Source organism: uncultured Faecalicoccus sp. (assembly GCF_944325745.1).
Lineage (GTDB): Bacteria > Bacillota_I > Bacilli_A > Erysipelotrichales > Erysipelotrichaceae > Faecalicoccus.
Genome location: NZ_CALVBG010000005.1, coordinates 17,583 through 38,975 on the forward strand (window position 1 = coordinate 17,583; position 21,393 = coordinate 38,975).

Sequence of the window (21,393 nt, forward strand, 5' to 3'; positions counted from 1 at the left end):
GATACCCTCCTATAATAGATTTATGATTGTCTCTTTTATCTTATCATCATTCAACTGTTCTAAAAGTTCAATGATTTTTTTTCTTTTTTCGATATAATGGATCACATTTTCATATTTCTGCAGCTGGGCCAATGATTTTTTTAGACTATCCTGAACAGCAGCTCGCGATATGGATAGCTCTTCGGCAATCTCTGAATAAGAAAAATCTTCTTCATAATACAATGAACAGATCTCTCGTTGCCGTTTTGTCAATAATTGACCATAGATATCAAAAAGAACATTGGTTTCCAATCTATTCATCTTCTAATCCTTTTGTGATTCCCATCAAATAGCTGTTGATATCGAAAGGCTGCAAATCATCCGGTTTTTCACCTAAGCCCAGAAAACGAACCGGGATGTTCAACTGGTCATGGATCGCCAAAACGATTCCTCCTTTAGCGGTCCCATCCATTTTGGTCAAGATGATTCCGCTCACTTGCGTAGCCTCCAGAAACTGTTTTGCTTGAGAGATCCCATTTTGTCCTGTTGTCGCATCCAAAACAAGCCAGACTTCATGAGGTGCTCCAGGAATCTCGCGATCACAGACACGAACCATCTTGCTTAATTCCTTCATCAAGTTGGTCTTTGTCTGTAAGCGCCCGGCCGTATCCGCTAAAAGAATGTCAATTTGATTTTCTTTGGCATAACGGCAAGCATCCACTAAAACCGAACTTGGATCTTGGTTCGGTGCTCCTTTGATACAAGGAACCTCTAATCGATTGGCCCAAGTTTCGATTTGATCCACAGCTCCGGCACGGAACGTATCCGCTGCCGCAACAGCCATAGACATATCTAAATTTTTGTAATATTGGATCAGTTTGGCCGATGTTGTCGTTTTGCCTGAACCATTCACGCCCACCATAAAGATGACGGTCGGCCCTTCTTCATTATAGCGAATAAATCCATCTTGTTCCTGATCGTAAAAATCATGAAGAATGCTGATAAAATAATCTTCCATCGATTCATATTCGTGAATATGCGAAGCATTTTCTTCAAAGCGGTCAACGATCTTTTGCGCCGTGTGAATCCCCACATCACTTTCCAATAAAAGAATCATGATCTCTTCAAGAAGATCATCGTCAATTCCATGGAAACTATTCGATAGAGAACGGATCTTATCGCCGAAACTCTTTCGTGAACGACCTAATCCGCTTAAGTATTTATCTTTATCTTGGTTTTTGATAAAGGCATCTTTGATCGACTGAAATAAAGCCATCGTTAATTGACCTCCTTGGTTTCTACAATATGAACAGCATCTTTCAGCTGTACTTTCAACAGCTTAGAAACACCGTCTTTCTGCATTGTGATCCCATACAAAGTATCGCATTGTTCCATCGTACCCGGACGATGCGTAACAACGATAAATTGTGAACGATCTCCAAAGCGAGATAAGTATCGGGCAAAGCGTTCCACATTGGCCTGGTCCAAAGCCGCTTCGACTTCATCGAAGATGCAAAGAGGCATAACACGTGCCTGCAAGATCGCAAATAAAACACTGATGGCGATCAAGGCTTTTTCTCCTCCGGAAAAAGACTGCAAGTTCTTGACCATTTTTCCCGGAGGCTGTACATCGATCTCAATACCGGTATTCAAAACATCTTCCGGATCGACCATGCTTAATTTGGCCTTTCCACCACCAAACATCGCCTTAAAAATTCCATCCAATTCCTGATTGATTTTTTCAAACATATCCACAAATTGAACTTTCATCGTCTGATCCATCTCATCAATGGCCGACAAAATCGAGGCAGAAGCTCTTTCAAGATCTTCTTTTTGTGAAGTCATGAAATCAAATCGTTCTTTGATCTCCTTGTACTGCTCCGGTGCATCCGGATTGACATTGCCTAATTTTGAAATCTCTGTACGCAAGATCTGTACTCTCTGCTTAGCGGCTTCTAAATCGATATCTTGCTTCTGTTCCTTCGCATGCTCAAAAGTCATTGAATATTCTGTGTTGAGTTGTCTTAAAGCCGTATCCAAATAAGCTTGTTTTTTCGCTTGCTGCAGTTCATGATCGTGGATATCCGCTTGAAGAGCGTTCATTTCTCGTCGGGTCGAACGCATCTGGTTCTCCATTTGTTCTACCGTATTGCCTTTGTCGTATCGTCTTTTCCGCAATGCCTGCATATCGCCGGTGATTTGGTCGATCCGTGCATGCATTTTCGACATCAAAACGACAATATCATCTTCTTCCAGGTCCTTTTTTTCATCATCGACATCCAAGTCTTTATACTCCATCTGTAAAGAATCATATTTCTCTTTTTTGGTAAGATAGATATTCTCCAGTTTAGCCACATCGATCTGCAGCTGCATGCAGACTTCCGTTTCTTTATCCATTTGATTTTCTAACAACCGACACTCATCGTCGTCATGCGAAACCTTAATTTCCTGTCCTTCGATTTGCGAACGAATAGAGTCCAATTCATGTTGGATCGTGATCAATGATGTTTGATTTCGACTCGAACCTCCCGTCATGCTTCCTCCGGTATGGACGATATCTCCATCCAAAGTCACAATCTTTACTCGATATTGCAGACGCTTTGCGCATTCATTGGCATGAAGAAGATTATCCATGACCAAAACATTTCCTAACAAACGGTCTCGAAGATCTTCGTATTTGGAAGCACAAGAAACACATTCATAAGCCCAGCAGATCATCCCTTCCGATTGGGAGGCGATAATCTGCTGATCTTGAGCCGCAAACCGTTTCTTCATGATATTTAATGGCAAAAATGTAGCACGGCCGCTTTTGTTTTTCTTCAAATACGCGATCGCATCGCGCGCCGCCGCCTCATCTTTTGTCACAATATGATAAAGGCTTCCCTGTAAGGCAGATTCTATGGCCTTGGCATGTTCTGGCTGCGCTTTTAATAATTCGCTGACAATGCCCTCGATTCCCGCTAAAGTATGACGGGCATCTAAAACTGCACGTACGCTTTGTTGATGAGAAAAAGGCTGACGAGCAATGTTTTCTAAAACATTTTTGCGGTTCTTTAATTCCTGCAAAACGTGTCTTTGTTGAGATGCCTGCATAGAAGCTTGATTTTCTTTATTCTTTAGTTCGTTCAAGCGTTTTAAATGCATCTCCAGATCGGCCTTTAAGATCTGTAAGCGTTTTTGGCGGTCTTCAAACTCATATTTTGCTTCCTGAAGCATCTGTTTCAGCTCATCTTGACGAGCCAGGGCATCCGCCTGTAAGAGGCGGTATTTTCGCTTCTCATCTAATTCCACCTTTTGTTTTTCTAAGCGGTAACTATCTTCCATGGCTCTTGTATATTGTCCCTGCAGATCATTGATCTGACGATCCAAAGCGTGCATTTCCTGACGATAGTTGGAAATATCAATTTCTTGTTGATTTAAAGAAGCTTCTTTGGAAGTATAGATGGTTTTTGCTTCAAAAAGCGCATGAGAAAGCGATTCGATATCGCGATGCATGGATTCGATTTCTTCAACCAACACACTGATCTCGATTGAAGACAGCTCGGTTTTTAAATTTTGATAGATCTTAGCTTTTTCAGCTTGTTTTTCCAAAGGGGCCAACTGTTTTTCAAGTTCATCTAAAATATCTTGCAGACGATCAAGATTATCTTTTGTCTTTTCTAATTTCTGTAAAGAGACTTTTTTACGCTTTTTATATTTCGCAACACCGGCAGCTTCTTCAAAAAGAAGACGGCGATCCTCCGGCTTCGCATCCGCAAAAGCGCTAATGTTTCCCTGCGTAATAATACTTAAGGAATCTCTTCCCAGACCAGTATCCATGACCAGATCATTGATGTCTTTTAAACGACAAGGTTCTTTATTGATGAAATAACTGGCTTCATTTGTGGAACGTTGAAGTTGTCGTGTGATTTCGATTTCTTCATAGGGCGAAGCAAAAATATGAAGTGAATTATCAAAGACCAATGTCACTTTTGCCATATTGACTGGTTTGCGATACTCACTTCCGCTGAAGATAATATCTGACATACTCGAACCGGAGCGAAGACTTTTCGTACTTTGTTCTCCCAGAACCCAGCGAATCGCATCGTTGACATTACTTTTCCCGCAGCCATTGGGTCCAACGATACCCGTAATATTCTGGTCAAATTGTAAAATTGTCTTGTCCGCAAAACTCTTAAATCCTTGAATTTCAATTCGTTTTAAAAACATAAGCCACCTTCATCCTAGCTTATGTATTGTATCAAAAAGGAAGATAAAAATCGACTGGTCCCTTGAAATTTAAACCCATACTTTCTAAAATAGTACCTATGAAAACAAAAATGAAAGAAAGTATGAAGAATGTATTCCCTCTTTCTTTTGGCGAAGAAGTTGGAAATGCGATCAGCCATGGAACCATGGCATTTCTCTTGTTGTTTGCACTGCCCTATTACGCGATCCGCGCCTATCTTCAAGCAGGAGCTCTTCATGCCGCCGGTATATCGATTTATATCATCTGTATGATCTTCATGTTTCTGGGGTCCTGTCTATACCACAGCATGCCTCATGAAACAACGCATAAATTTGTTTTTCGTAAGATCGATCATATCATGATTTTACTGGCAATCGCCGGAACCTATACACCGGTGTGTCTATCCTTGATGCATAACTGGGTGGGCTATACCGTATTGGCCATCGAATGGATCATAGCATTGAGCGGGATCTTATTAAAGTCTATTTCCAATGTCAATCATAAAGTTTTATCCATGGTGATCTATATGACGATGGGCTGGATGGCCATCTTTATTCTTCCAGTGCTGATCGAGAAATGTTCCCTGCCGTTTTTCATCTTGATCTTAGCGGGCGGTCTGCTCTATACGATCGGGACTTATTTTTATGGGCACCCGCAAAGAAAATTCAACCATTTCATCTGGCATATCTTTATTCTGCTGGCTTCCCTTTGTCATCTAGCGGCAATTCTCTATTTCATGATCTGAGGTTTACGAACCTCTTTTTTTGTCGACTAAAAAAAAGAAGCATCATGCTTCTTTTAGAATAAACGAAGAATATCGTTATAGGTTGCAAACAAGAACAGCCCGATCAACAAGATGAAGCTGACCATGATCACATTCTCAACGATTCGCGTGCTGATCTTTCTGCGGAAGATCTTTTCTAAGATCAAGATCAAGATCCTGCCGCCATCCATGGCCGGGATAGGCAATAAATTAAAGATCCCAATGTTTAAAGAAATCATCGCGAATAAAGAAATATAAGAGTCAAGGCCTTGGGTTGCCGCTTGCGTTGTAACTTGGGCTATTCCCACAGGACCTGACAAATTCTGTAAACCTTCCCCCTGTAACAGATGGCCTAAAGCCCGATAGATAGAGGTTCCCGATTCAAACATGTCGATCGTTCCATAATAAAAACCTGTATACCAAGGCACATAGTGAGCATTCGCCGACACAATATAACCTAACGTATAGGTATTGGTCTCTGGATCTTTTTGGGGTTGAAGATTCACTTCAAAAACATCATCATCGCGCTGAATGGTTGCTTCCAATGATTCCGGATGATACTGGATCCACTCCAAAAGATCATATTGCGTTTCCGGTTCTAAAGAATCCGTTCCGTTTGTCACCTTTAAAATGTGATCGCCTTCTTGCAGACCGGCTTGTTCTGCCGCTTGTCCCGGAACAATTTCATAAACAACCGGTAATGGATCCTCTACCACGTAGCCCTGGGCCATGGCAAGACCGATATACAGCACCCAAGCCAGTAAGATATTCATCACAACTCCGGCAACCATCACACAAATTTGTTGCCAGCGAGGTTTGAAATTTAATCTTCTGGATTCATCCAGATCCTTTAACCAATCTTCTTCCTCATCTTGAGAACCATCTTCTTCGCCAGCCATCATCACAAATCCGCCAAATGGAATCGCACGAATCGAAAACTGCGTTTCTTTCCCTTGTTTAGCATAAATCAAAGGGCCCATTCCTAGCGAAAACTCTTTACAGTATACACCAAAATGACGAGCAACTAGAAAATGCCCCAGTTCGTGGATCACGATGATCACACTCAACATGAAGATAAAAGCGATCAATCCAATGATCAGATTCATGTACATCCCCCTTAAATGATAAAAAATGAACTCAGTGCTCCAAACAACAAAATATTCATTAATAACGAATCCACCCGATCAAGGACGCCCCCATGACCGGGCAATAGATCCGAATAATCTTTGATGCTGTAATGTCTTTTAATCGAACTGAAACATAAGTCTCCAAACTCCGCAACCACCGGACACAAAAGACAAAGCAGAAACATCAAACCCAAATGGACTTGTCCCAGATAAAAGAATGTCGGGATCCATCCAATCAAGAATCCGCTCACGATACCGCCAATAAAACCTTCCCAACTCTTTTTCGGAGAAATTCTCGGGTTCATCTTATGACGGCCATAGCGTCTTCCAAAAAACCAAGCCCCCGTATCCGATCCATAAGTAGCAAAGACGATAGAGATCAAGTACAGATGATTTTCCTGGATTCGGCCAATCGAACGGTAGATCAAAAAGAAGCTCACAAAAAAGCTGATCATAGAAAAAGCATTCGATATCGTAAAAGTCTCTACAAAGATATTTAAAGACCAAAAATAAACAACACAAACGATCAAAAACGCAAACAGGTATGCATTGGGAACAAATCTTGAAAGAAATGTCAAAGCCAGGCAACTCGAGAAAATATAAGGCGGCCAGGAAGAAAACTCCTTTTGTACATGGAGCCATTCATAACATCCGCCCGATAAGATCAATATGGCTAAGATCTCAAGCGGGATCCCGCCCAAAACAACCGGAGGAATACAAATCAACATAACGATCAATGCCGTAATAATGCGAGTCTTCATGACTGGATCCCTCCAAATCGACGATCACGATGATTAAATTCTTCAATACAGCGATCCAATTGTTCTTCATCAAAGTCTGGCCATGCGACAGATGTAAAAATCAATTCCGCATAAGCAATCTGCCAAAGCAAAAAGTTCGAAATTCGCAACTCTCCGCTCGTGCGGATCAGTAAATCGATCTCTTCTGGGATCATGAGATAATCCGCCAGCTGATCTTCATCCAAATCGTTGGCACGTTGATGATTAGCTACTTGTTGCGCATATTGACGAATACCTAAAACTAGTTCCCGACGAGAACCATAATTGATGGCAATACAAAGTTCCAATCCCGTGTTCTCTTCTGTCATCGAGACAGCTTTACGAATCACCTTTTGGGTATCCGCCGGAAAACGTTCCAATTCACCGGCAAAAGTAACTTGGATATTATTTTCCATCAGTTCTTTGATATAACGATTAAAAAACAGACCTGGCAACTTGCACAGATAGCGGACTTCATCCTCTGGCCGTTTCCAGTTTTCCGTGGAAAACGCATAAAGAATCAACTTTTTGACTCCTCTTTTATTGGCGTGCAAAGCTACAGTTCGTATCGTGTCCGCGCCTTGTTTATGTCCGGCTGTGCGCGGCAAGCCTTTGGCTTTGGCCCAGCGTCCGTTTCCATCCATAATGATCGCAATCGTCTTAGGTACGTTCATCCTAAACCTCCTAAAAAAATTTGCCCAATGTAGATTGGGCAATCACATTATACACTTAAGATTTCTTTTTTCTTCTCTTCGACGGTCTTATCGATATCTTTGATAAATTTATCGGTCAACTTCTGAGAAGCTTCCAAATCTTGTTTCCGGTCATCTTCCGTCGCTTCTTTATCTTTTTTGATTTGATCATTGGCATCACGGCGAATATTACGGATGGCAACTTTTGCCTCTTCTCCATATTTTTGTGCCTCTTTTGCCAATTCTTTACGACGATCTTCAGTCAGCGCAGGAATTTGAATGCGGATACAATCCGCTTCTGCCTGAGGATTCAAGCCTAGATTAGCTGCTTGGATCGCACTGTTGATCGATTTGATGATCTGACGATCATAAGGACGGATCACTAACTGTGTTCCCTCAACAACTTGGATCTGCGCCATCTGATTGATTGGCGTCATCGATCCATAATAATCCACCTGGACACGATCTAAGATCTGCGCATTCGCACGTCCTGTACGGATCGTACGAAGATTCGATTCTAAATTCTCCATAGCGGTCATCATTTTCATTTCAGCGTTTTCTAAATAGTCACTCATAATATTCTCCTTATTTCTTTTTTGTAACAACGGTGCCCGAAACCTTCTGGGTGACCGCATTCAGGATATTTCCTGGCGCATTCATATTGAACACAACCAAATCAATATCATTGTCCATACACATACTGATGGCAGTCGAATCCATCACTTGTAAACCTTTATTCAAAACATCCAAGTAATTCAAAGTATCAAATCGTTTTGCTTCCGGATGTGTTTTAGGATCACAATCATAGACGCCGTCTACACCATTTTTGGCCATTAGGATCACATCAGCATCAATTTCACTAGCTCTTAAAGCAGCCGTCGTATCGGTTGAAAAATACGGTGAACCCGTTCCGGCTCCAAAAATGACGATACGTCCTTTTTCCAGATGGCGAATGGCTCGGCGCAAAATAAATGGTTCCGCAACCTTTTGCATTTCCACAGCAGTCTGTACACGCGTTTGAACACCTTCCTGTTCCAAAGCATTCTGTACAGCTAAGGCGTTGATCACAGTCCCCAGCATTCCCATATAATCGGCCTGAACCCGATCCATTCCCAGATCGGCCATCAGTTTACCGCGGATAAAGTTTCCCCCACCCACGACAATCGCCAATTCTACACCTAGGTTTTGAACTTCTTTCAGTTCACGGGCCAAACTTTTGAGAGTGCCTGGATCTAAAGCCTGCCCATTTTTTGACAGAGCTTCTCCACTCAACTTTAATAGTACTCGTTTATACATAAAGATCTCCCTTTATTGATTCAAAACGATTATACACTAAACAAAGAACAAAAAAAAGGATAACCGCTTATGCGATCATCCTGAGTTTAATTAAAGAGAACGCAGCGCTTTGACTAAGGCTGTCTTAGAAGTAGCTTGCTCATCTTTTTCTTTGATGATACGAGCCGGTGTCCCAGCTACAACAACATTTTCAGGTACATCATCGATCACGACAGCACCCGCCGCTACAACCGCTCCTTTACCGATATGGACACCTTCGACCACGACCGCATTGGCCCCAATCAACACATCATCTTCCACTATGACAGGTGTCGCACTAGCCGGTTCGATGACCCCAGCCAAGACAGCACCAGCCCCAATATGACAATTGTCTTTCACAATGGCCCGACCGCCTAAAACCGCACCCATATCGATCATGGTTCCTTTTCCGACATAGGCGCCAATGTTGAGGATGGCCCCCATCATGATCACCGCATTTTCTTTGATCGTGACTTGATCACGAATGATGGCCCCCGGTTCAATACGAGCAGGAATGTCCTTAAGATCCAACAAAGGAACCGCACTATTTCGGCAGTCATTTTCGATCATCACATCAAGATCTGGATGAGACTGAAGAACTGGATAAATATCTTGCCAATCTCCAAAGACGATATTTCCATACACTTTACAGTGGGGCCACGAAATGGAAGGATCGCCATTAAAATAAATCTTGACCGGTGTTTTCTTCGGTGCTTTTTGAATAAATTCAATAATTTGTTTCGCATCCATATCAATCGATCAACTCCTTCATCGAGTAAAGTCCGGGTTCTTGATTCTCTAAGAATTCAGCAGCTTTTAATGCTCCATTCACAAAGATCTGTCGACTGAGGGCTTCATGTGAAAATGTCAAGATTTCATCCTGACCACAATAAAGCACACTATGTTCGCCGGCAATAGTGCCCCCGCGCACCGCATGGATCCCGATCTCTTTTTGCCGAGCTCCTACCATGCCTTGACGCCCAAATACATGTTCAAATTCGTGGTTCGGATCCATGGCCTCAAGCAGAGTCAGAGCCGTCCCGCTGGGCGCATCTTTTTTTTGATTGTGATGTTTCTCCACAATTTCCATATCAAAATCTTCTTTGAGTAAGGGAGTAACTTTTTCGATCACTTGTTTTAAAACCGCAATCCCCAAAGAATAATTTGTCGCATAAAATACCGGTACAAAGCAAGATAGATCCTGGAGTTTCTCAAGGTCTGTCGCTTCTAGACCGGTAGTCCCATAAACCAAAGCATTGCCGTTCTTTTTAGTGTAGGATATGACCCAATCCAGATTATCACGATGACTAAAATCAATGACCATATCAACGGATACATTCAGTTTTTCTTGATCTGTACAATCAAAACACCCGACAACCTCATGCCCTTTTTTTAGAGCACTTGATTGAATCAGAGTTCCCATTTTTCCTTTTCCAATAACCGCTATTCGCATAATCCCTGCTCCTGTAAAGCAGCCTGCAGGCGCGCTAAATTCTTTGGATCCATCTCACATAACGGCAATCGATAACCGCCAACCTGCATTCCCATGAGATTCATTGCCGCTTTGACCGGGATAGGATTCACTTCGCAGAAAAGCGCATGGATCACATCTAAGTATTGAAGCTGCAATTCCAAGGATCGTTTTACATTCCCTTGATGAAAGGAGGAAACAATATCGTGTGTCTGTTGCGGAAGGATGTTGCTTAAAACACTGATGACCCCGCTGGCACCGATCGAAAGCATACTGGTGATCATATCATCATTGCCAGAATACATCGCAAAATCATCACTCAAGTATCGGGCAATGTTGGTCGCATAGGAAATATTGCCGCTGGCTTCTTTGATACCGCAGATATTCGGATGTTTTGAAAGTTCCTTGACAACTTCTTCTGAAATCGAACAGCCGGTTCTTCCCGGAATGTTATAAAGAATCGAAGGACAAGATGCCTGATCCGCACAGACTTTAAAATGCCGGATCATTCCTTCGGTGTTTGCCTTATTGTAATACGGTGATATCAACAATAGCGCATCGGCCCCCATCTTAGAGTATTTGATACTTTTTTCCAATTGTGTCTGGGTACTGTTGGATCCGGCACCTACGATCACCGGAACACGACCATGGACCTTATCGATCGTAAACTGGGCAACCTGATCATCTTCTTCGTGAGTCATGGTTGTACTTTCCCCTGTGGTTCCCAAGACAAGAATGCCGTCGGTAGAATGCGAAATTTGAAATTCGATCATCTCTTCGATCTTTTCATAATTTACACTGCCATCTTCATGAAATGGAGTGACCATTGCGACAATGCTTCCTTTAATCGTTTTCATAAATAAATTCTCCTTTTGCGATACATTTAGCCGGACCCGTCATTTTTACATGGTCCTGATCATCGATCTGGATTTTTAGTTCTCCTTTCGGCAAGGATACGGTGACTGTACTTTCACATTTTCCCAGATCATGAGCACAAGTTACCGCTGCACAAGCACCGGTTCCACAAGCCAATGTGATCCCGCATCCTCTTTCATACGTCTGCATTCGAATATGATGAGGATCCATGACCTGGACAAAGTTTACATTGGTCTGCTTTCCAAACATTGGATCTTCACAGATCTCTTTTCCGATCCGTGCCATATCAATGCCGTCCAGATCATCGACAAAGACGACAGTATGGATCGTACTGTGAAATAAAGTATATAAATAGAATTCTTCATTCCACTTCGTTTGATAAGGCAAACCCCAGATCTTGTGTTTCGTACCAACCAACGAAAGATCATTGCGGTCTGGTTGGCCCATATCGACCTCAAATAAGGAGTCGTTTTGTTTGCGGATCACTTTGATACCCGCAAGAGTCTTGACCGGAAAACAATCGCGATGAACGATTCCTTTATCGATACAATATTTGGAAAAACAGCGGATGCCATTGCCGCACATCGGAGCTCGCGAACCATCCTGGTTATAATAGATCATTTCCAATGGATCACTCTTGACCATAATAAATCCATCCGCTCCAATGCCAGTGTGACGATCACAGATCTTTGGGATCAAATCCGAAAGGATCGAAAGAGGAAATGAAGCTTCATTCACTAAAATAAAGTCATTTCCACATCCGTGATATTTACTGAACACAATTTTCATCGCACATCCCCTTTCAAAAGATCTTCTAAAGATTCCCTTTTTACGATCAGCCGCGATTTTCCATCTTTGACAAACACAACAGCTGGGCGAAGATTTCGGTTATAGTTATTAAACATGCTGAAACCATAGGCTCCCGTAGAATAAACAATTAGAAGATCTCCTTGTGAAAAAGGCTGCAATTTGATTTCCGGAATCAATACATCCCCTGATTCACAACACTTGCCCGCGACACAAACTTTTTGATCCTTCCTAGAATCCATTTGCGTCGCCACATCTGCATCATATTGCGCCTGATACAGACAAGGACGAATGTTGTCACTCATTCCTCCGTCGACAAATAAATACCGTTTATGAGGTGTCTGTTTCGAAAACCCGATCGTATATAACGTTGAACCAGCTTCCCCTACAATACTTCTGCCAGGCTCGATCATGATCGTTTTTACATGGGTTTTCTGATCGACCTGTTGTTGGGCACAAGCATCTAAGATCGTTTGACAAACCTCATGAATGGGAATCGGTTGGTCTTGATCGGTGTAGTGGATCGCAAATCCACCTCCCAGATCCAGCTTAGGACAAGAGTATCCATCTTGTTCCAAATCCTTGATAAAAGAAAACATGGTCTGCACTTCTTTGATAAAAGCTTCTTTTTCAAAGATCTGAGATCCAATATGAGCGTGAAGTCCTTCAAAAACGATTTGTTTATGTGTTTTTAAAGATTGAATCAACACTTTGATCTCATCCCTCGAATAAATGCTGATTCCAAATTTAGAATCAATATTCGCCGTTTGGATAAATTCATGGGTATGTGCTTCAATGCATGGATTGATCCGCAGCATGACCGATAATACTTTATCGGTTTTTTCAATACATGCTTTCAATGCGTCTGCTTCTTGCAGATTGTCGACAAAAAAATGATATATGTTATGCTCGATCGCATAATTGATCTCTTCCAGGGTTTTGTTGTTGCCATGGAAATAGATTCGATTGGCATCAATGCCGGCTTCCAAGGCTGTGGCAAGCTCTCCCATAGAAACAACATCCACACAAAGATCTTGTTCTTTGATCAAACGCAGCATGCCAACACAGCTAAACGCTTTGGATGCATATAAGACTTCGGTCGTAAAATCCGGATGAACAAAGTTTTGTTTATAAGATTGACATTGTTGGATCAAACGCTTTTCATCATAGACATATAAAGGGGTTCCATACTGTTTTGCAAGTTCAGTCACGGGAACTCCTGATATTTTTAAGATCTTTTCCATTGGATCCCTCCTAATGATTAAAAAAACCAGCAAGCTATCTCTCGCTGGTTACCAACTGATTTGATAGCTCCCCTACAAATGTAGACAGTCCGATAAATATTCTTTATCGGCCCACCACTTCTTTTTGCCAAAAAAAGCAGTTCGGCAGAATTGCCCCCGATCCAGATCACAGCCCGCCAGCTCCCTGGTCATCTTCGTTTCTGCGCCTCTATCTTGAAAACATTATACATAGTATGAAAGAAAATGTAAAATGCTTTGTATAAATTTTCATTTTAAATTACAATAGAATCATGTTAGAAAAAATTCGACAATACCGACAGGATCTGCATCAAATTCCAGAATTAGAATTAGATCTGCCCAAAACCCAAGACTATATTCTTTCGATTTTAAAAAAAATGCCTTGCGAACTTTACAGTCCTATCCCCTCCAGCGTCTTAGCGTTTTTTGACAATCACAAACCAAATACGATTGCGTTTCGAAGTGATATGGATGCCTTGCCGGTCGAAGAGAAAACAAATCATTCATTTCCCAGCCGACACAAAGGAATCATGCATGCCTGCGGCCATGACGGACATATGGCCATGTTATTGGGATTCGCGGATTATTTGAAAGATCATTACACACAGTTTGATGCGAATGTGCTTTTGATCTTTCAACCCGGGGAAGAATCTCCGGGAGGTGCAAAATTACTCTGCGAAGCGGGATGTCTAGACACTTTTCATGTTACTCAAATCTACGGAACTCACCTATGGCCAAACCTTCCTCAAGGCGTCATAGCGACAAAAGCCGGCCCCATGATGGCGCGCAGCAGTGAAGTCAACATCGAGATCCAAGGCAAAAAAAGCCATGCCGCTACCTATCAAGAAGGGATCGATGCCCTGGAGATTGGAGCTGATTATTTAATTGAAATATATACTAAACTAAAACAAATACCCGATGACATTCCCTACTTATTACGTTTCGGAAAAATGAGCAGCGGGGATATCCGCAATGTCGTCAGCGATCATACGCGCTTGGAAGGAACTCTAAGAGCTTTGGACGATGCTGTTTATCATCGATTGATTACGCTTTTAAAAACAACGGCAAAAGAATATCCAGGTTCATTTACCTTTGATATCAATGAAGGCTATCCTCCCGTGACAAACGACAAAACATTAGTTAAAAAACTCTTCACCTTTTTGCCAGAGCTTGTTCTTTTGGACAAACATGAAATGATCACCGAAGATTTCAGCTGGTATCAACAGTATGTGCCCGGTGTATTCTTTTTTCTAGGAACCGGCACCGGCATCCCCTTGCACAATGACCACTTCGATTTTGATGAGAGCATCTTAATAAATGGAATTACAAATTATATCCAAATTCTAGAACATAGTAAAAGCATCGGATAACCGATGCTTTTAAGCTTTTGGAGATGTGACGATCAAAGCCATGAAGACCACATCTTCCTGCGTATTGTTTGTAATCGAATGACCGCGTCCATCTGAACAGAACATGTGCTCACCCGGATGCAGGATCACTTCTCTTTCGTTGTTGTCGTTGATCGTAGGCGTTCCTGAAAGAATAAAGTAATCTTCTCCGTTTCCTTGATGAACGTGATATCCCACCGAACATCCAGGCTTCAATGTGATGCGAGCATATAATGTATTATATCCATGCATCTCTTCGGCTGATAAGATGTATTCAAAATGAACAGTGCCGTTTCCATTTTGTACATTGCTTCGATCTTCTATCCGCATATTTATTCTCCTTTCATCAACAATACCATAACTGCTTTTTGGACATGAAGGCGATTTTCTGCTTCTTCAAAAATCTCATCTGCATGATCTTCAAAAACTTTTTCTGTAATTTCCTGGCCGCGGTAAGCCGGCAGACAATGTTGCACCATTGCTTCTGGTTTTGCCAAAGACATCAACGCATCATCCACCGTATATCCTTGGAATGCTTGTTGACGAATCTCTTTTTCCTCTTCCATCCCCATGCTGGCCCAAGTATCTGTAATGACGACATCTGCATCCTGAATTGCCTGTTTGGGATCGGTTGTCAAAGAAAAACACGTATAGTTCTTGGCAAAATCTAAAACTTTAGCATCCGGTTCATACCCTTTTGGAGTAGCCACTGAAACTTCCATCCCCGCTAACAAACCACCAACGATCAAGGAATTTGCCATATTATCGCCATCCCCAATATAGCACATTTTTAGACCCTCCAAAGTTGAATAATGTTCTCGGATCGTCATTAAATCCGCTAAAACTTGACAAGGATGAGAATAATCGGTCAATCCATTGATCACAGGGACAGAGCCATAATACGCAAGATCCTCGACTTCTTTTTGATCAAACGTACGGATCATCAGCAAATCGAGATAACGCGATAGAACACGAGCAGTATCCTGGATCGGTTCTCCTCGTCCAATCTGCAAGTCTCGGCTCGATAAAAACAGAGCTTGACCTCCCAATTGATAGACGCCGGTCTCAAAAGAAACACGAGTCCGCGTGCTGGATTTCTGGAAGATCAATCCTACGCTTTTCCCTTCTAGATAACGATGAGGGATTCCGTGCTTTTTTTCATATTTAAGCTGATCCGCAAGATCTAAGATTTCCATGATCTCCTGCTTGGAAAGATCTTGCATTGTTAATAAATGTTTCATTTAAAAACCTCCTGAAATGCCTTGATAACCGTATCGATTTGTTCTTTTGTGATAATTAGAGGCGGCAGCAAGCGGATCGCATCTTTTCCAGCCGTCAAGACCAGTACCCCGTGTTCGCGCAGAGCGTGAACATATTGAGTTCGTTTTTCTGGATCGACAATGACCCCGACCATCAATCCCATGCCACGAACTTCCCTGATCTCAGAAGAGACGATCTGTTTTAGATGCTCCATCAAGTAGTCGCCTTTTTCTTGAACGTCTTTTAAAAACTCAGGCTGATTCACAATACTTAAAACGGTCTGGGCTGCCCGGGCACTTAAAGGGTTGCCACCGAATGTAGAACCGTGTGTTCCCGGTGTCAGTACATCGGCACATTTTTGATCGACAAGGAAACCTCCAATCACGACGCCTCCTCCAAGCCCTTTGGCCATGGTCACAATATTAGGATGGATCCCATATTGTTGATAACAAAATAACGAGCCGGTTCTTCCAATCCCCGTCTGGACCTCATCGACCGCAACCAGGATATCTCTTTCCTGACAGATCTTTGCGATAGATTGTACAAATTCTCGACCCAACGGAAGAACGCCGCCTTCCCCTTGGATCATTTCCATCATCACGCAGCATACACTGTCATCCAGTTTATCGAGAAACGAAGAAAGATCGTTCGCTTTGACATAATCAAAACCTTCCGGAAAAGGGTCAAAATCGTGATGAAACTTATCTTGTCCCGTTGCCGTCAATGTCATCATTGTTCTTCCGTGAAAAGATTGAACAAGACTCAAGATCTTATGTCGTCCTTTTCCATAATGATCTTGCGAATACTTCCTTGCCAGTTTGATCAAGCCTTCATTGGCTTCCGCTCCTGTATTGGCAAAAAACATTTTAGACATCCCAGTGGCTTCTACTAATTCTTTCGCAACCAGAACCATAGGTTCACTGTAAAAAACATTGGAACAATGCATCAATGTTTGAACCTGATCCTGGATGGCCGCCACTAATTCGGGATGATTATGGCCAAGGCAATTCACACCAATTCCTGAGGTCATATCAATATACGCATTGCCTTTATCATCATAAAGAAGACATCCTTGTCCTTTGCTCAATAGAATATCCTCGCGATGATAAGTATGCATCACATACTTTGATTCCATATCTTTGATTGATGAAAGATCCATACAATACCTCCTAATAAAAGACTGTTCCCACGCCCTGATCACTCAGAAGTTCGATCAAGATCGAGTGTGGAATACGACCATCTTGTATATTGGCAAAATGAATACCCTGACGAATAGCCTCTACACAACATTGAACTTTGGGGATCATCCCGCCAGAGATAATTCCTTTCTTTTCCAGAGCAGACACTTGCGAGACTTGAATGGAAGGAATCAAAGAATCGGGATCATTGACATCTTCCATCACACCGCTGACATCGGTTAATAAGATAAATTTTTCTGCTTTGAGAGCAATGGCAATCTTTTCAGCTGCCAAATCGGCGTTGACGTTATAATTCACATCTTCATCAAAACCGCGTGCTAAACTGCTGATGACCGGAATATAGCCATGATCCAGCAGCTGACGCACCAAAGTCGCATCCACTTTGATAATATCCCCGACATACCCATAATCAGTTCGATAGATATCTGTATGACGTAAAGCTTTAAAAATAGAAGCATCTAATCCGGAAAGCCCGACCGCCTTACCTCCCGCCTTCTCTAACAAGGAAACAAGATCTTTATTGACCTTACCGCATAGTGCCATTTGCACAAAGTCTATTGTCTGCTCATCGGTATAGCGCAAACCGTTGATGAATTTCGATTCTTTTCCGACTTGATTCAATAACTTCGAGATCTCAGGACCCCCGCCATGGACAAGCACCACCTGGACACCGACCATGTTCAATAAAACGACATCTTGAATGATCGCCTGTTTCAGTTCTTCGTTGACCATGGCATTCCCGCCATATTTGATCACGAGAACTTTTCCCCGATATTTTTGAATATACGGAAGTGCTTCTACTAAGATCTGTGCTCGATTTTGTGTATTCATGTTCGATAATCTCCATTGATCTTTACGTAATCATAAGTCAGATCACAGCCCCAGCAAGTAACGACTTGATCTTTTTGTCCTAAACAAACTAAAACTTGGATAGAGTCAGCGCTCAATATTTTTTTCGCCATCTCTTCATCAAAATCTAATCCTCTTCCTTGTGAGCAGACTTGGATCTTGCCAAATTGAGATGCAAACGAAACATCTACTTTGGAAAGCTCAAAGTCTACACCAGAATATCCCATGGCACATAATACGCGTCCCCAGTTCGCATCCGATCCAAACATGGCTGCCTTGAATAAAGAACTGGAACAGATTGATTTTGCCAAAGTTTCCGCTTGTTCTTCAGTTTCAGCCTCATAAACAGTCACACTTAATAAACGGCTGGCTCCTTCTCCATCGGCCGCAATCTGGATCGCGAGATTTTCCATCACAGTTTTCAACGCTTCTTTAAAAGAAGCATATGCCTCATCTTCCATTGTGATGGGTTTGTTTCGTGCCATTCCATTCGCCATCACGACACACATATCATTGGTCGAAGTATCGCCATCGACACTGACGCGATTAAATGTTTTTTTCGTATTCTCCAACAAAGCCTTTTGAAGTAGCTGGGCGTCAATTGCGACATCACAGGTTATAAAAGCCAGCATCGTCCCCATATTGGGATGGATCATCCCAGACCCTTTACAGATCCCGCCAATATGACACGGGATCCCATCGATTTCAAAACGGACGGCACAATCTTTCGAACGCGTATCGGTTGTCATGATCGCCTGAGCAGCGACATCCGATCCGTCTTCTTGCAGTTGGATCTGGCTGACACCTTCCTCAATACACTGAATCGGAAGTTCTTGTCCGATCACGCCGGTACTGGCCACGATCACATCTTCAGAAGAAATCCCAAGAGTTTGCGCACAAGCCGCCCCTTCTCGCAGTGCATTTTCTCTGCCATGCGGGGCACAAGCATTCGCATTGCCCGAATTACAGATAATCGCTTGCGCTTCATGATTTTCTAAATGTTCTTTGGTGACATAGATACAGTCGGCCTTGACTTGATTGGTGGTATAGACAGCTGCCGTTTGTGCTTTCTTTTTTGAATAGATGATCGCCAGATCCGACTTGGACTGCGATTTTCGAATACCACAATGACAAGCCCCGGCAAGAAATCCTTTCGGTGCGCATACACCGCCTTTGATCAACTGCATACTTACACTTCCTTCCTTTAAAAATTCAATCCTTTCGTCTCTTCTATTCCTAACATTAAATTCATATTTTGGATAGCGGCCCCGCAAGCTCCTTTGCCTAAATTATCAAAAAGAGCACAGATCAAAACTTGCTCCTCATTTCCTGTTACGATGATCTCCAGATCATCCCGATGCGCAAAAGCATTGGCATTGATATTGGATGGATATCCAAAAGGATGAACATGGACCAATCCTTGTTTATAAAATTGCTGATAAACAGCATGTACTTCCACCGCATTGAATGGAAGTTGCACACTCGTCAGCATTCCTCTTTTATAATCATCCACAATTGGCGAAAATAACGGAGCATGTTTTAACCCGCAAACAGCCTGCATCTCTTTTAAATGTTTATGATGCAGATCAAGGCCATAGATCTGGGGCGCCTCCATCGCTTCTGTCTTGTGATTTTCATACTGGTCGATCATCTTCTTGCCGCCTCCGGAATATCCTGTTAAGGAAGTACAATGAAGAATCGCTTCTGATGAAAGAATTCCGTTTTGGATCAGCGGAGCCACGATGCTGATCAACCCGGTCGCATGACATCCGGGATTGGCAACACGATTGGCCTGGATGATCTTTTCTTTATGTTCAACAGAAAGTTCTGGAAAACCATAGACCCAATTTGGATCCGTGCGATGTGCCGTAGACGCATCGATCACTTTGGTATCGTCATCGATCCATTCCACAGCTTGAATACTTGCTTGATCCGGTAAACAAAGAAAGACAAGATCTGCCTGATCCATAAACTGTTTTCGGATTTGATCATTGTGTCGATCTTGATCCGGTATCAATAACAATTCCAGATCATCACGACAAGATAATCGCGAAACAATTTCTAATCCAGTCGTTCCTGCTTGACCATCAACATATATTTTTGGTTTCTGCATGAATTACCTCGTTTCTATAAATCGTTCCAGCTCCTGGATCTGGATCTTAACTTGTTCAGGGGCCGGGCCTCCCAATACGTTTCTTTGTGACACACAAGTCTGTAAATCGATCGCATCATAGATATCCTGATCAAACAACGAAGAAAATTGGCGCATTTCTTCTAGAGAAAGATCATTTAAAGAGATCTTTTTATCGATGCAGGAAGCAACAAGTTCTCCTACGATCTTATAGGCATCGCGAAACGGCAGTCCTTTTTTTGCCAGATAATCCGCACAATCGGTTGCGTTGATATAACCGCCTAAAGCCGCCTGATGCATCGCTTCTCGATCGAATCGGGCACTGCCGATCATAGGGGTCATCACTTGTAATGAATGAATGACGGTTTCTAAGATATCAAAAAACGCTTCTTTGTCTTCCTGCATATCTTTGTTGTAAGCCAAAGATAACCCTTTCTGCATCGTCAACAGTGTGACAAGATGTCCGTAGACTCGTCCTGTTTTTCCGCGAATCAATTCACAGACATCCGGGTTTTTCTTTTGCGGCATGATGCTCGACCCGGTGGAAAAGGCATCATCCAATTCCATAAAATGAAATTCTGCCGAACACCATAAAATCATCTCTTCGCACATCCGAGAAAGATGCATCATCAAGATCGAACATGCGGAGGCAATCTCCATACAGTAATCTCTGTCACTGACGCCATCGATAGAATTCGATGTAGGGGAAGAAAACCCTAAGAGTGAACTTGTCTTTTGACGATCGATCGGATAGGTAGAGGTAGCCAAGGCACCGGACCCCAGCGGACATTCGTCCATTAATTCAACGGCATTCTCAAATCGAGTCCAATCTCGTTTCAACATATTTCCATAAGCCATCCACACGTGAGCCAAAGTAACTGGCTGCGCTCTTTGAAGATGGGTATATCCTGGCATGACCGTCGTTAAATGTTCCTTTGATCGTTGGATCAACATGGAAATCAGATCTAAGATCAGCGGCTGTATGGTTTGAACAGCTTCTTTCGTATATAACCGAAGATCGACGGCCACCTGATCGTTGCGCGAACGGCCTGTATGGAGTTTTTTTCCAGCTTGACCAACCCGTGCCGTGAGTTCTTGTTCAATAAAAGTATGAATATCTTCTGCCCCTTCGATCACTAAAGATCCTTCTTGCAGATCGTTTTGAATTGATTTCAAACCTTGTTGGATCTGATCATAATCTTCTACAGAAATGATCTTCTGATCTTTTAACATTTGCACATGGGCCAAAGAACCTTGGATATCTTGTT

General features: G+C 42.4%; 22 protein-coding genes and 1 riboswitch. Of the genes, 2 read left to right on the forward strand and 20 right to left on the reverse strand.

Going from position 1 to position 21,393, the window contains the following annotated elements; all coding sequences use genetic code 11:
- Nucleotides 1-9 precede the first annotated feature (9 nt).
- From ylxM to Q0J48_RS01300, 3 genes are read right to left on the reverse strand one after another with little or no spacing between them, the layout of a single operon-like run.
- Complete coding sequence (ylxM, locus tag Q0J48_RS01290) at nucleotides 10-300, reverse strand: YlxM family DNA-binding protein (protein WP_296240870.1); 291 nt, start codon at nucleotides 298-300, stop codon at nucleotides 10-12.
- Entirely contained in the window at nucleotides 293-1,255 is a 963-nt protein-coding gene (gene ftsY, locus Q0J48_RS01295; protein WP_296240872.1) for a signal recognition particle-docking protein FtsY, read from the reverse strand. The genes ylxM and ftsY overlap by 8 nt, the downstream gene beginning before the upstream one ends.
- Nucleotides 1,256-1,257: 2 nt before the next feature.
- Nucleotides 1,258-4,188 (reverse strand): chromosome segregation protein SMC, encoded by a 2,931-nt coding sequence (locus Q0J48_RS01300; protein WP_296240874.1) that lies wholly within the window; start codon nucleotides 4,186-4,188, stop codon nucleotides 1,258-1,260.
- Between the two features lie 122 nt (nucleotides 4,189-4,310).
- On the opposite strand from Q0J48_RS01300, the gene Q0J48_RS01305 reads away from it, so the two are divergent.
- A complete protein-coding gene (locus tag Q0J48_RS01305; RefSeq protein ID WP_366937044.1) occupies nucleotides 4,311-4,952 on the forward strand; it encodes a hemolysin III family protein in 642 nt (213 codons plus the stop codon).
- A 53-nt stretch (nucleotides 4,953-5,005) separates the two neighbouring features.
- Here Q0J48_RS01305 and Q0J48_RS01310 read toward each other — a convergent pair whose 3' ends face one another.
- From Q0J48_RS01310 to lysA, 10 genes are all read right to left on the reverse strand, one after another.
- Nucleotides 5,006-6,076 carry an RIP metalloprotease gene (locus tag Q0J48_RS01310; RefSeq protein WP_296240878.1) on the reverse strand — a complete coding sequence of 357 codons (1,071 nt, stop codon included), beginning with the start codon at nucleotides 6,074-6,076 and terminating at the stop codon, nucleotides 5,006-5,008.
- A gap of 11 nt (nucleotides 6,077-6,087) precedes the next feature.
- On the reverse strand, nucleotides 6,088-6,858 hold the full coding sequence (locus tag Q0J48_RS01315; RefSeq protein WP_296240881.1) for a phosphatidate cytidylyltransferase: 771 nt from the start codon (nucleotides 6,856-6,858) through the stop codon (nucleotides 6,088-6,090).
- Nucleotides 6,855-7,550, reverse strand: a complete 696-nt coding sequence (locus Q0J48_RS01320) for an isoprenyl transferase (RefSeq protein WP_296240883.1) — start codon at nucleotides 7,548-7,550, stop codon at nucleotides 6,855-6,857. The genes Q0J48_RS01315 and Q0J48_RS01320 overlap by 4 nt, the downstream gene beginning before the upstream one ends.
- Before the next feature lie 47 nt (nucleotides 7,551-7,597).
- Nucleotides 7,598-8,143 (reverse strand): ribosome recycling factor, encoded by a 546-nt coding sequence (frr, locus tag Q0J48_RS01325; protein ID WP_183374598.1) that lies wholly within the window; start codon nucleotides 8,141-8,143, stop codon nucleotides 7,598-7,600.
- Between the two features lie 10 nt (nucleotides 8,144-8,153).
- Nucleotides 8,154-8,864: a UMP kinase gene (gene pyrH / locus Q0J48_RS01330; RefSeq protein ID WP_296240885.1), complete on the reverse strand. Its 711-nt coding sequence runs from the start codon at nucleotides 8,862-8,864 to the stop codon at nucleotides 8,154-8,156.
- Nucleotides 8,865-8,954: 90 nt separating this feature from the next.
- The gene (gene dapD / locus Q0J48_RS01335) at nucleotides 8,955-9,632 is read right to left on the reverse strand and encodes a 2,3,4,5-tetrahydropyridine-2,6-dicarboxylate N-acetyltransferase (protein ID WP_296240888.1); all 678 of its coding nucleotides are present in this window, start codon (nucleotides 9,630-9,632) and stop codon (nucleotides 8,955-8,957) included.
- 1 nt (nucleotide 9,633) lies between these two features.
- On the reverse strand, nucleotides 9,634-10,335 hold the full coding sequence (gene dapB, locus Q0J48_RS01340; RefSeq protein ID WP_296240890.1) for a 4-hydroxy-tetrahydrodipicolinate reductase: 702 nt from the start codon (nucleotides 10,333-10,335) through the stop codon (nucleotides 9,634-9,636).
- Nucleotides 10,326-11,210, reverse strand: coding sequence for a 4-hydroxy-tetrahydrodipicolinate synthase (gene dapA / locus Q0J48_RS01345; protein WP_296240893.1), 885 nt, complete (start codon nucleotides 11,208-11,210; stop codon nucleotides 10,326-10,328). The genes dapB and dapA overlap by 10 nt, the downstream gene beginning before the upstream one ends.
- A complete protein-coding gene (gene dapF, locus Q0J48_RS01350) occupies nucleotides 11,197-12,018 on the reverse strand; it encodes a diaminopimelate epimerase (RefSeq protein WP_296240895.1) in 822 nt (273 codons plus the stop codon). The genes dapA and dapF overlap by 14 nt, the downstream gene beginning before the upstream one ends.
- On the reverse strand, nucleotides 12,015-13,280 hold the full coding sequence (gene lysA / locus Q0J48_RS01355) for a diaminopimelate decarboxylase (protein ID WP_296240898.1): 1,266 nt from the start codon (nucleotides 13,278-13,280) through the stop codon (nucleotides 12,015-12,017). The genes dapF and lysA overlap by 4 nt, the downstream gene beginning before the upstream one ends.
- A gap of 56 nt (nucleotides 13,281-13,336) precedes the next feature.
- Nucleotides 13,337-13,499: riboswitch (Lysine riboswitch) on the reverse strand.
- A gap of 71 nt (nucleotides 13,500-13,570) precedes the next feature.
- Here lysA and Q0J48_RS01360 point away from each other — a divergent pair.
- The gene (locus tag Q0J48_RS01360) at nucleotides 13,571-14,668 is read left to right on the forward strand and encodes a M20 family metallopeptidase (RefSeq protein ID WP_296240900.1); all 1,098 of its coding nucleotides are present in this window, start codon (nucleotides 13,571-13,573) and stop codon (nucleotides 14,666-14,668) included.
- Between the two features lie 9 nt (nucleotides 14,669-14,677).
- Here the strand turns inward: Q0J48_RS01360 and Q0J48_RS01365 are convergent, their stop codons facing one another.
- The 7 genes from Q0J48_RS01365 to argH all read right to left on the reverse strand — a co-directional run.
- The gene (locus tag Q0J48_RS01365) at nucleotides 14,678-15,016 is read right to left on the reverse strand and encodes a cupin domain-containing protein (protein WP_296240903.1); all 339 of its coding nucleotides are present in this window, start codon (nucleotides 15,014-15,016) and stop codon (nucleotides 14,678-14,680) included.
- 2 nt (nucleotides 15,017-15,018) lie between these two features.
- Nucleotides 15,019-15,927: an ornithine carbamoyltransferase gene (gene argF / locus Q0J48_RS01370; protein WP_296240906.1), complete on the reverse strand. Its 909-nt coding sequence runs from the start codon at nucleotides 15,925-15,927 to the stop codon at nucleotides 15,019-15,021.
- Nucleotides 15,924-17,105, reverse strand: a complete 1,182-nt coding sequence (locus Q0J48_RS01375) for an aspartate aminotransferase family protein (protein ID WP_296240909.1) — start codon at nucleotides 17,103-17,105, stop codon at nucleotides 15,924-15,926. Before Q0J48_RS01375 ends, argF begins: the two co-directional genes overlap by 4 nt.
- Nucleotides 17,106-17,115: 10 nt before the next feature.
- Nucleotides 17,116-17,976, reverse strand: a complete 861-nt coding sequence (gene argB / locus Q0J48_RS01380) for an acetylglutamate kinase (protein ID WP_296240913.1) — start codon at nucleotides 17,974-17,976, stop codon at nucleotides 17,116-17,118.
- The gene (gene argJ, locus Q0J48_RS01385; RefSeq protein ID WP_296240915.1) at nucleotides 17,973-19,181 is read right to left on the reverse strand and encodes a bifunctional glutamate N-acetyltransferase/amino-acid acetyltransferase ArgJ; all 1,209 of its coding nucleotides are present in this window, start codon (nucleotides 19,179-19,181) and stop codon (nucleotides 17,973-17,975) included. The genes argB and argJ overlap by 4 nt, the downstream gene beginning before the upstream one ends.
- 17 nt (nucleotides 19,182-19,198) lie before the next feature.
- Nucleotides 19,199-20,107, reverse strand: coding sequence for an N-acetyl-gamma-glutamyl-phosphate reductase (gene argC / locus Q0J48_RS01390; RefSeq protein WP_296240917.1), 909 nt, complete (start codon nucleotides 20,105-20,107; stop codon nucleotides 19,199-19,201).
- Between the two features lie 3 nt (nucleotides 20,108-20,110).
- Nucleotides 20,111-21,393 (reverse strand): argininosuccinate lyase (gene argH, locus Q0J48_RS01395; RefSeq protein ID WP_296240918.1); only part of this gene is annotated, 1,283 nt, incomplete at its 5' end.

What these genes read in the sequence shown, in the direction of transcription:
- ylxM (WP_296240870.1), bottom strand. Translation starts at nt 300, where the DNA reads ATGAATAGATTGGAAACCAATGTTCTTTTTGATATCTATGGTCAATTA.
- ftsY (WP_296240872.1), bottom strand. Translation starts at nt 1,255, where the DNA reads ATGGCTTTATTTCAGTCGATCAAAGATGCCTTTATCAAAAACCAAGAT.
- Q0J48_RS01300 (WP_296240874.1), bottom strand. Translation starts at nt 4,188, where the DNA reads ATGTTTTTAAAACGAATTGAAATTCAAGGATTTAAGAGTTTTGCGGAC.
- Q0J48_RS01305 (WP_366937044.1), top strand. Translation starts at nt 4,311, where the DNA reads ATGAAGAATGTATTCCCTCTTTCTTTTGGCGAAGAAGTTGGAAATGCG.
- Q0J48_RS01310 (WP_296240878.1), bottom strand. Translation starts at nt 6,076, where the DNA reads ATGAATCTGATCATTGGATTGATCGCTTTTATCTTCATGTTGAGTGTG.
- Q0J48_RS01315 (WP_296240881.1), bottom strand. Translation starts at nt 6,858, where the DNA reads ATGAAGACTCGCATTATTACGGCATTGATCGTTATGTTGATTTGTATT.
- Q0J48_RS01320 (WP_296240883.1), bottom strand. Translation starts at nt 7,550, where the DNA reads ATGAACGTACCTAAGACGATTGCGATCATTATGGATGGAAACGGACGC.
- frr (WP_183374598.1), bottom strand. Translation starts at nt 8,143, where the DNA reads ATGAGTGACTATTTAGAAAACGCTGAAATGAAAATGATGACCGCTATG.
- pyrH (WP_296240885.1), bottom strand. Translation starts at nt 8,864, where the DNA reads ATGTATAAACGAGTACTATTAAAGTTGAGTGGAGAAGCTCTGTCAAAA.
- dapD (WP_296240888.1), bottom strand. Translation starts at nt 9,632, where the DNA reads ATGGATGCGAAACAAATTATTGAATTTATTCAAAAAGCACCGAAGAAA.
- dapB (WP_296240890.1), bottom strand. Translation starts at nt 10,335, where the DNA reads ATGCGAATAGCGGTTATTGGAAAAGGAAAAATGGGAACTCTGATTCAA.
- dapA (WP_296240893.1), bottom strand. Translation starts at nt 11,210, where the DNA reads ATGAAAACGATTAAAGGAAGCATTGTCGCAATGGTCACTCCATTTCAT.
- dapF (WP_296240895.1), bottom strand. Translation starts at nt 12,018, where the DNA reads ATGAAAATTGTGTTCAGTAAATATCACGGATGTGGAAATGACTTTATT.
- lysA (WP_296240898.1), bottom strand. Translation starts at nt 13,280, where the DNA reads ATGGAAAAGATCTTAAAAATATCAGGAGTTCCCGTGACTGAACTTGCA.
- Q0J48_RS01360 (WP_296240900.1), top strand. Translation starts at nt 13,571, where the DNA reads ATGTTAGAAAAAATTCGACAATACCGACAGGATCTGCATCAAATTCCA.
- Q0J48_RS01365 (WP_296240903.1), bottom strand. Translation starts at nt 15,016, where the DNA reads ATGCGGATAGAAGATCGAAGCAATGTACAAAATGGAAACGGCACTGTT.
- argF (WP_296240906.1), bottom strand. Translation starts at nt 15,927, where the DNA reads ATGAAACATTTATTAACAATGCAAGATCTTTCCAAGCAGGAGATCATG.
- Q0J48_RS01375 (WP_296240909.1), bottom strand. Translation starts at nt 17,105, where the DNA reads ATGGATCTTTCATCAATCAAAGATATGGAATCAAAGTATGTGATGCAT.
- argB (WP_296240913.1), bottom strand. Translation starts at nt 17,976, where the DNA reads ATGAATACACAAAATCGAGCACAGATCTTAGTAGAAGCACTTCCGTAT.
- argJ (WP_296240915.1), bottom strand. Translation starts at nt 19,181, where the DNA reads ATGCAGTTGATCAAAGGCGGTGTATGCGCACCGAAAGGATTTCTTGCC.
- argC (WP_296240917.1), bottom strand. Translation starts at nt 20,107, where the DNA reads ATGCAGAAACCAAAAATATATGTTGATGGTCAAGCAGGAACGACTGGA.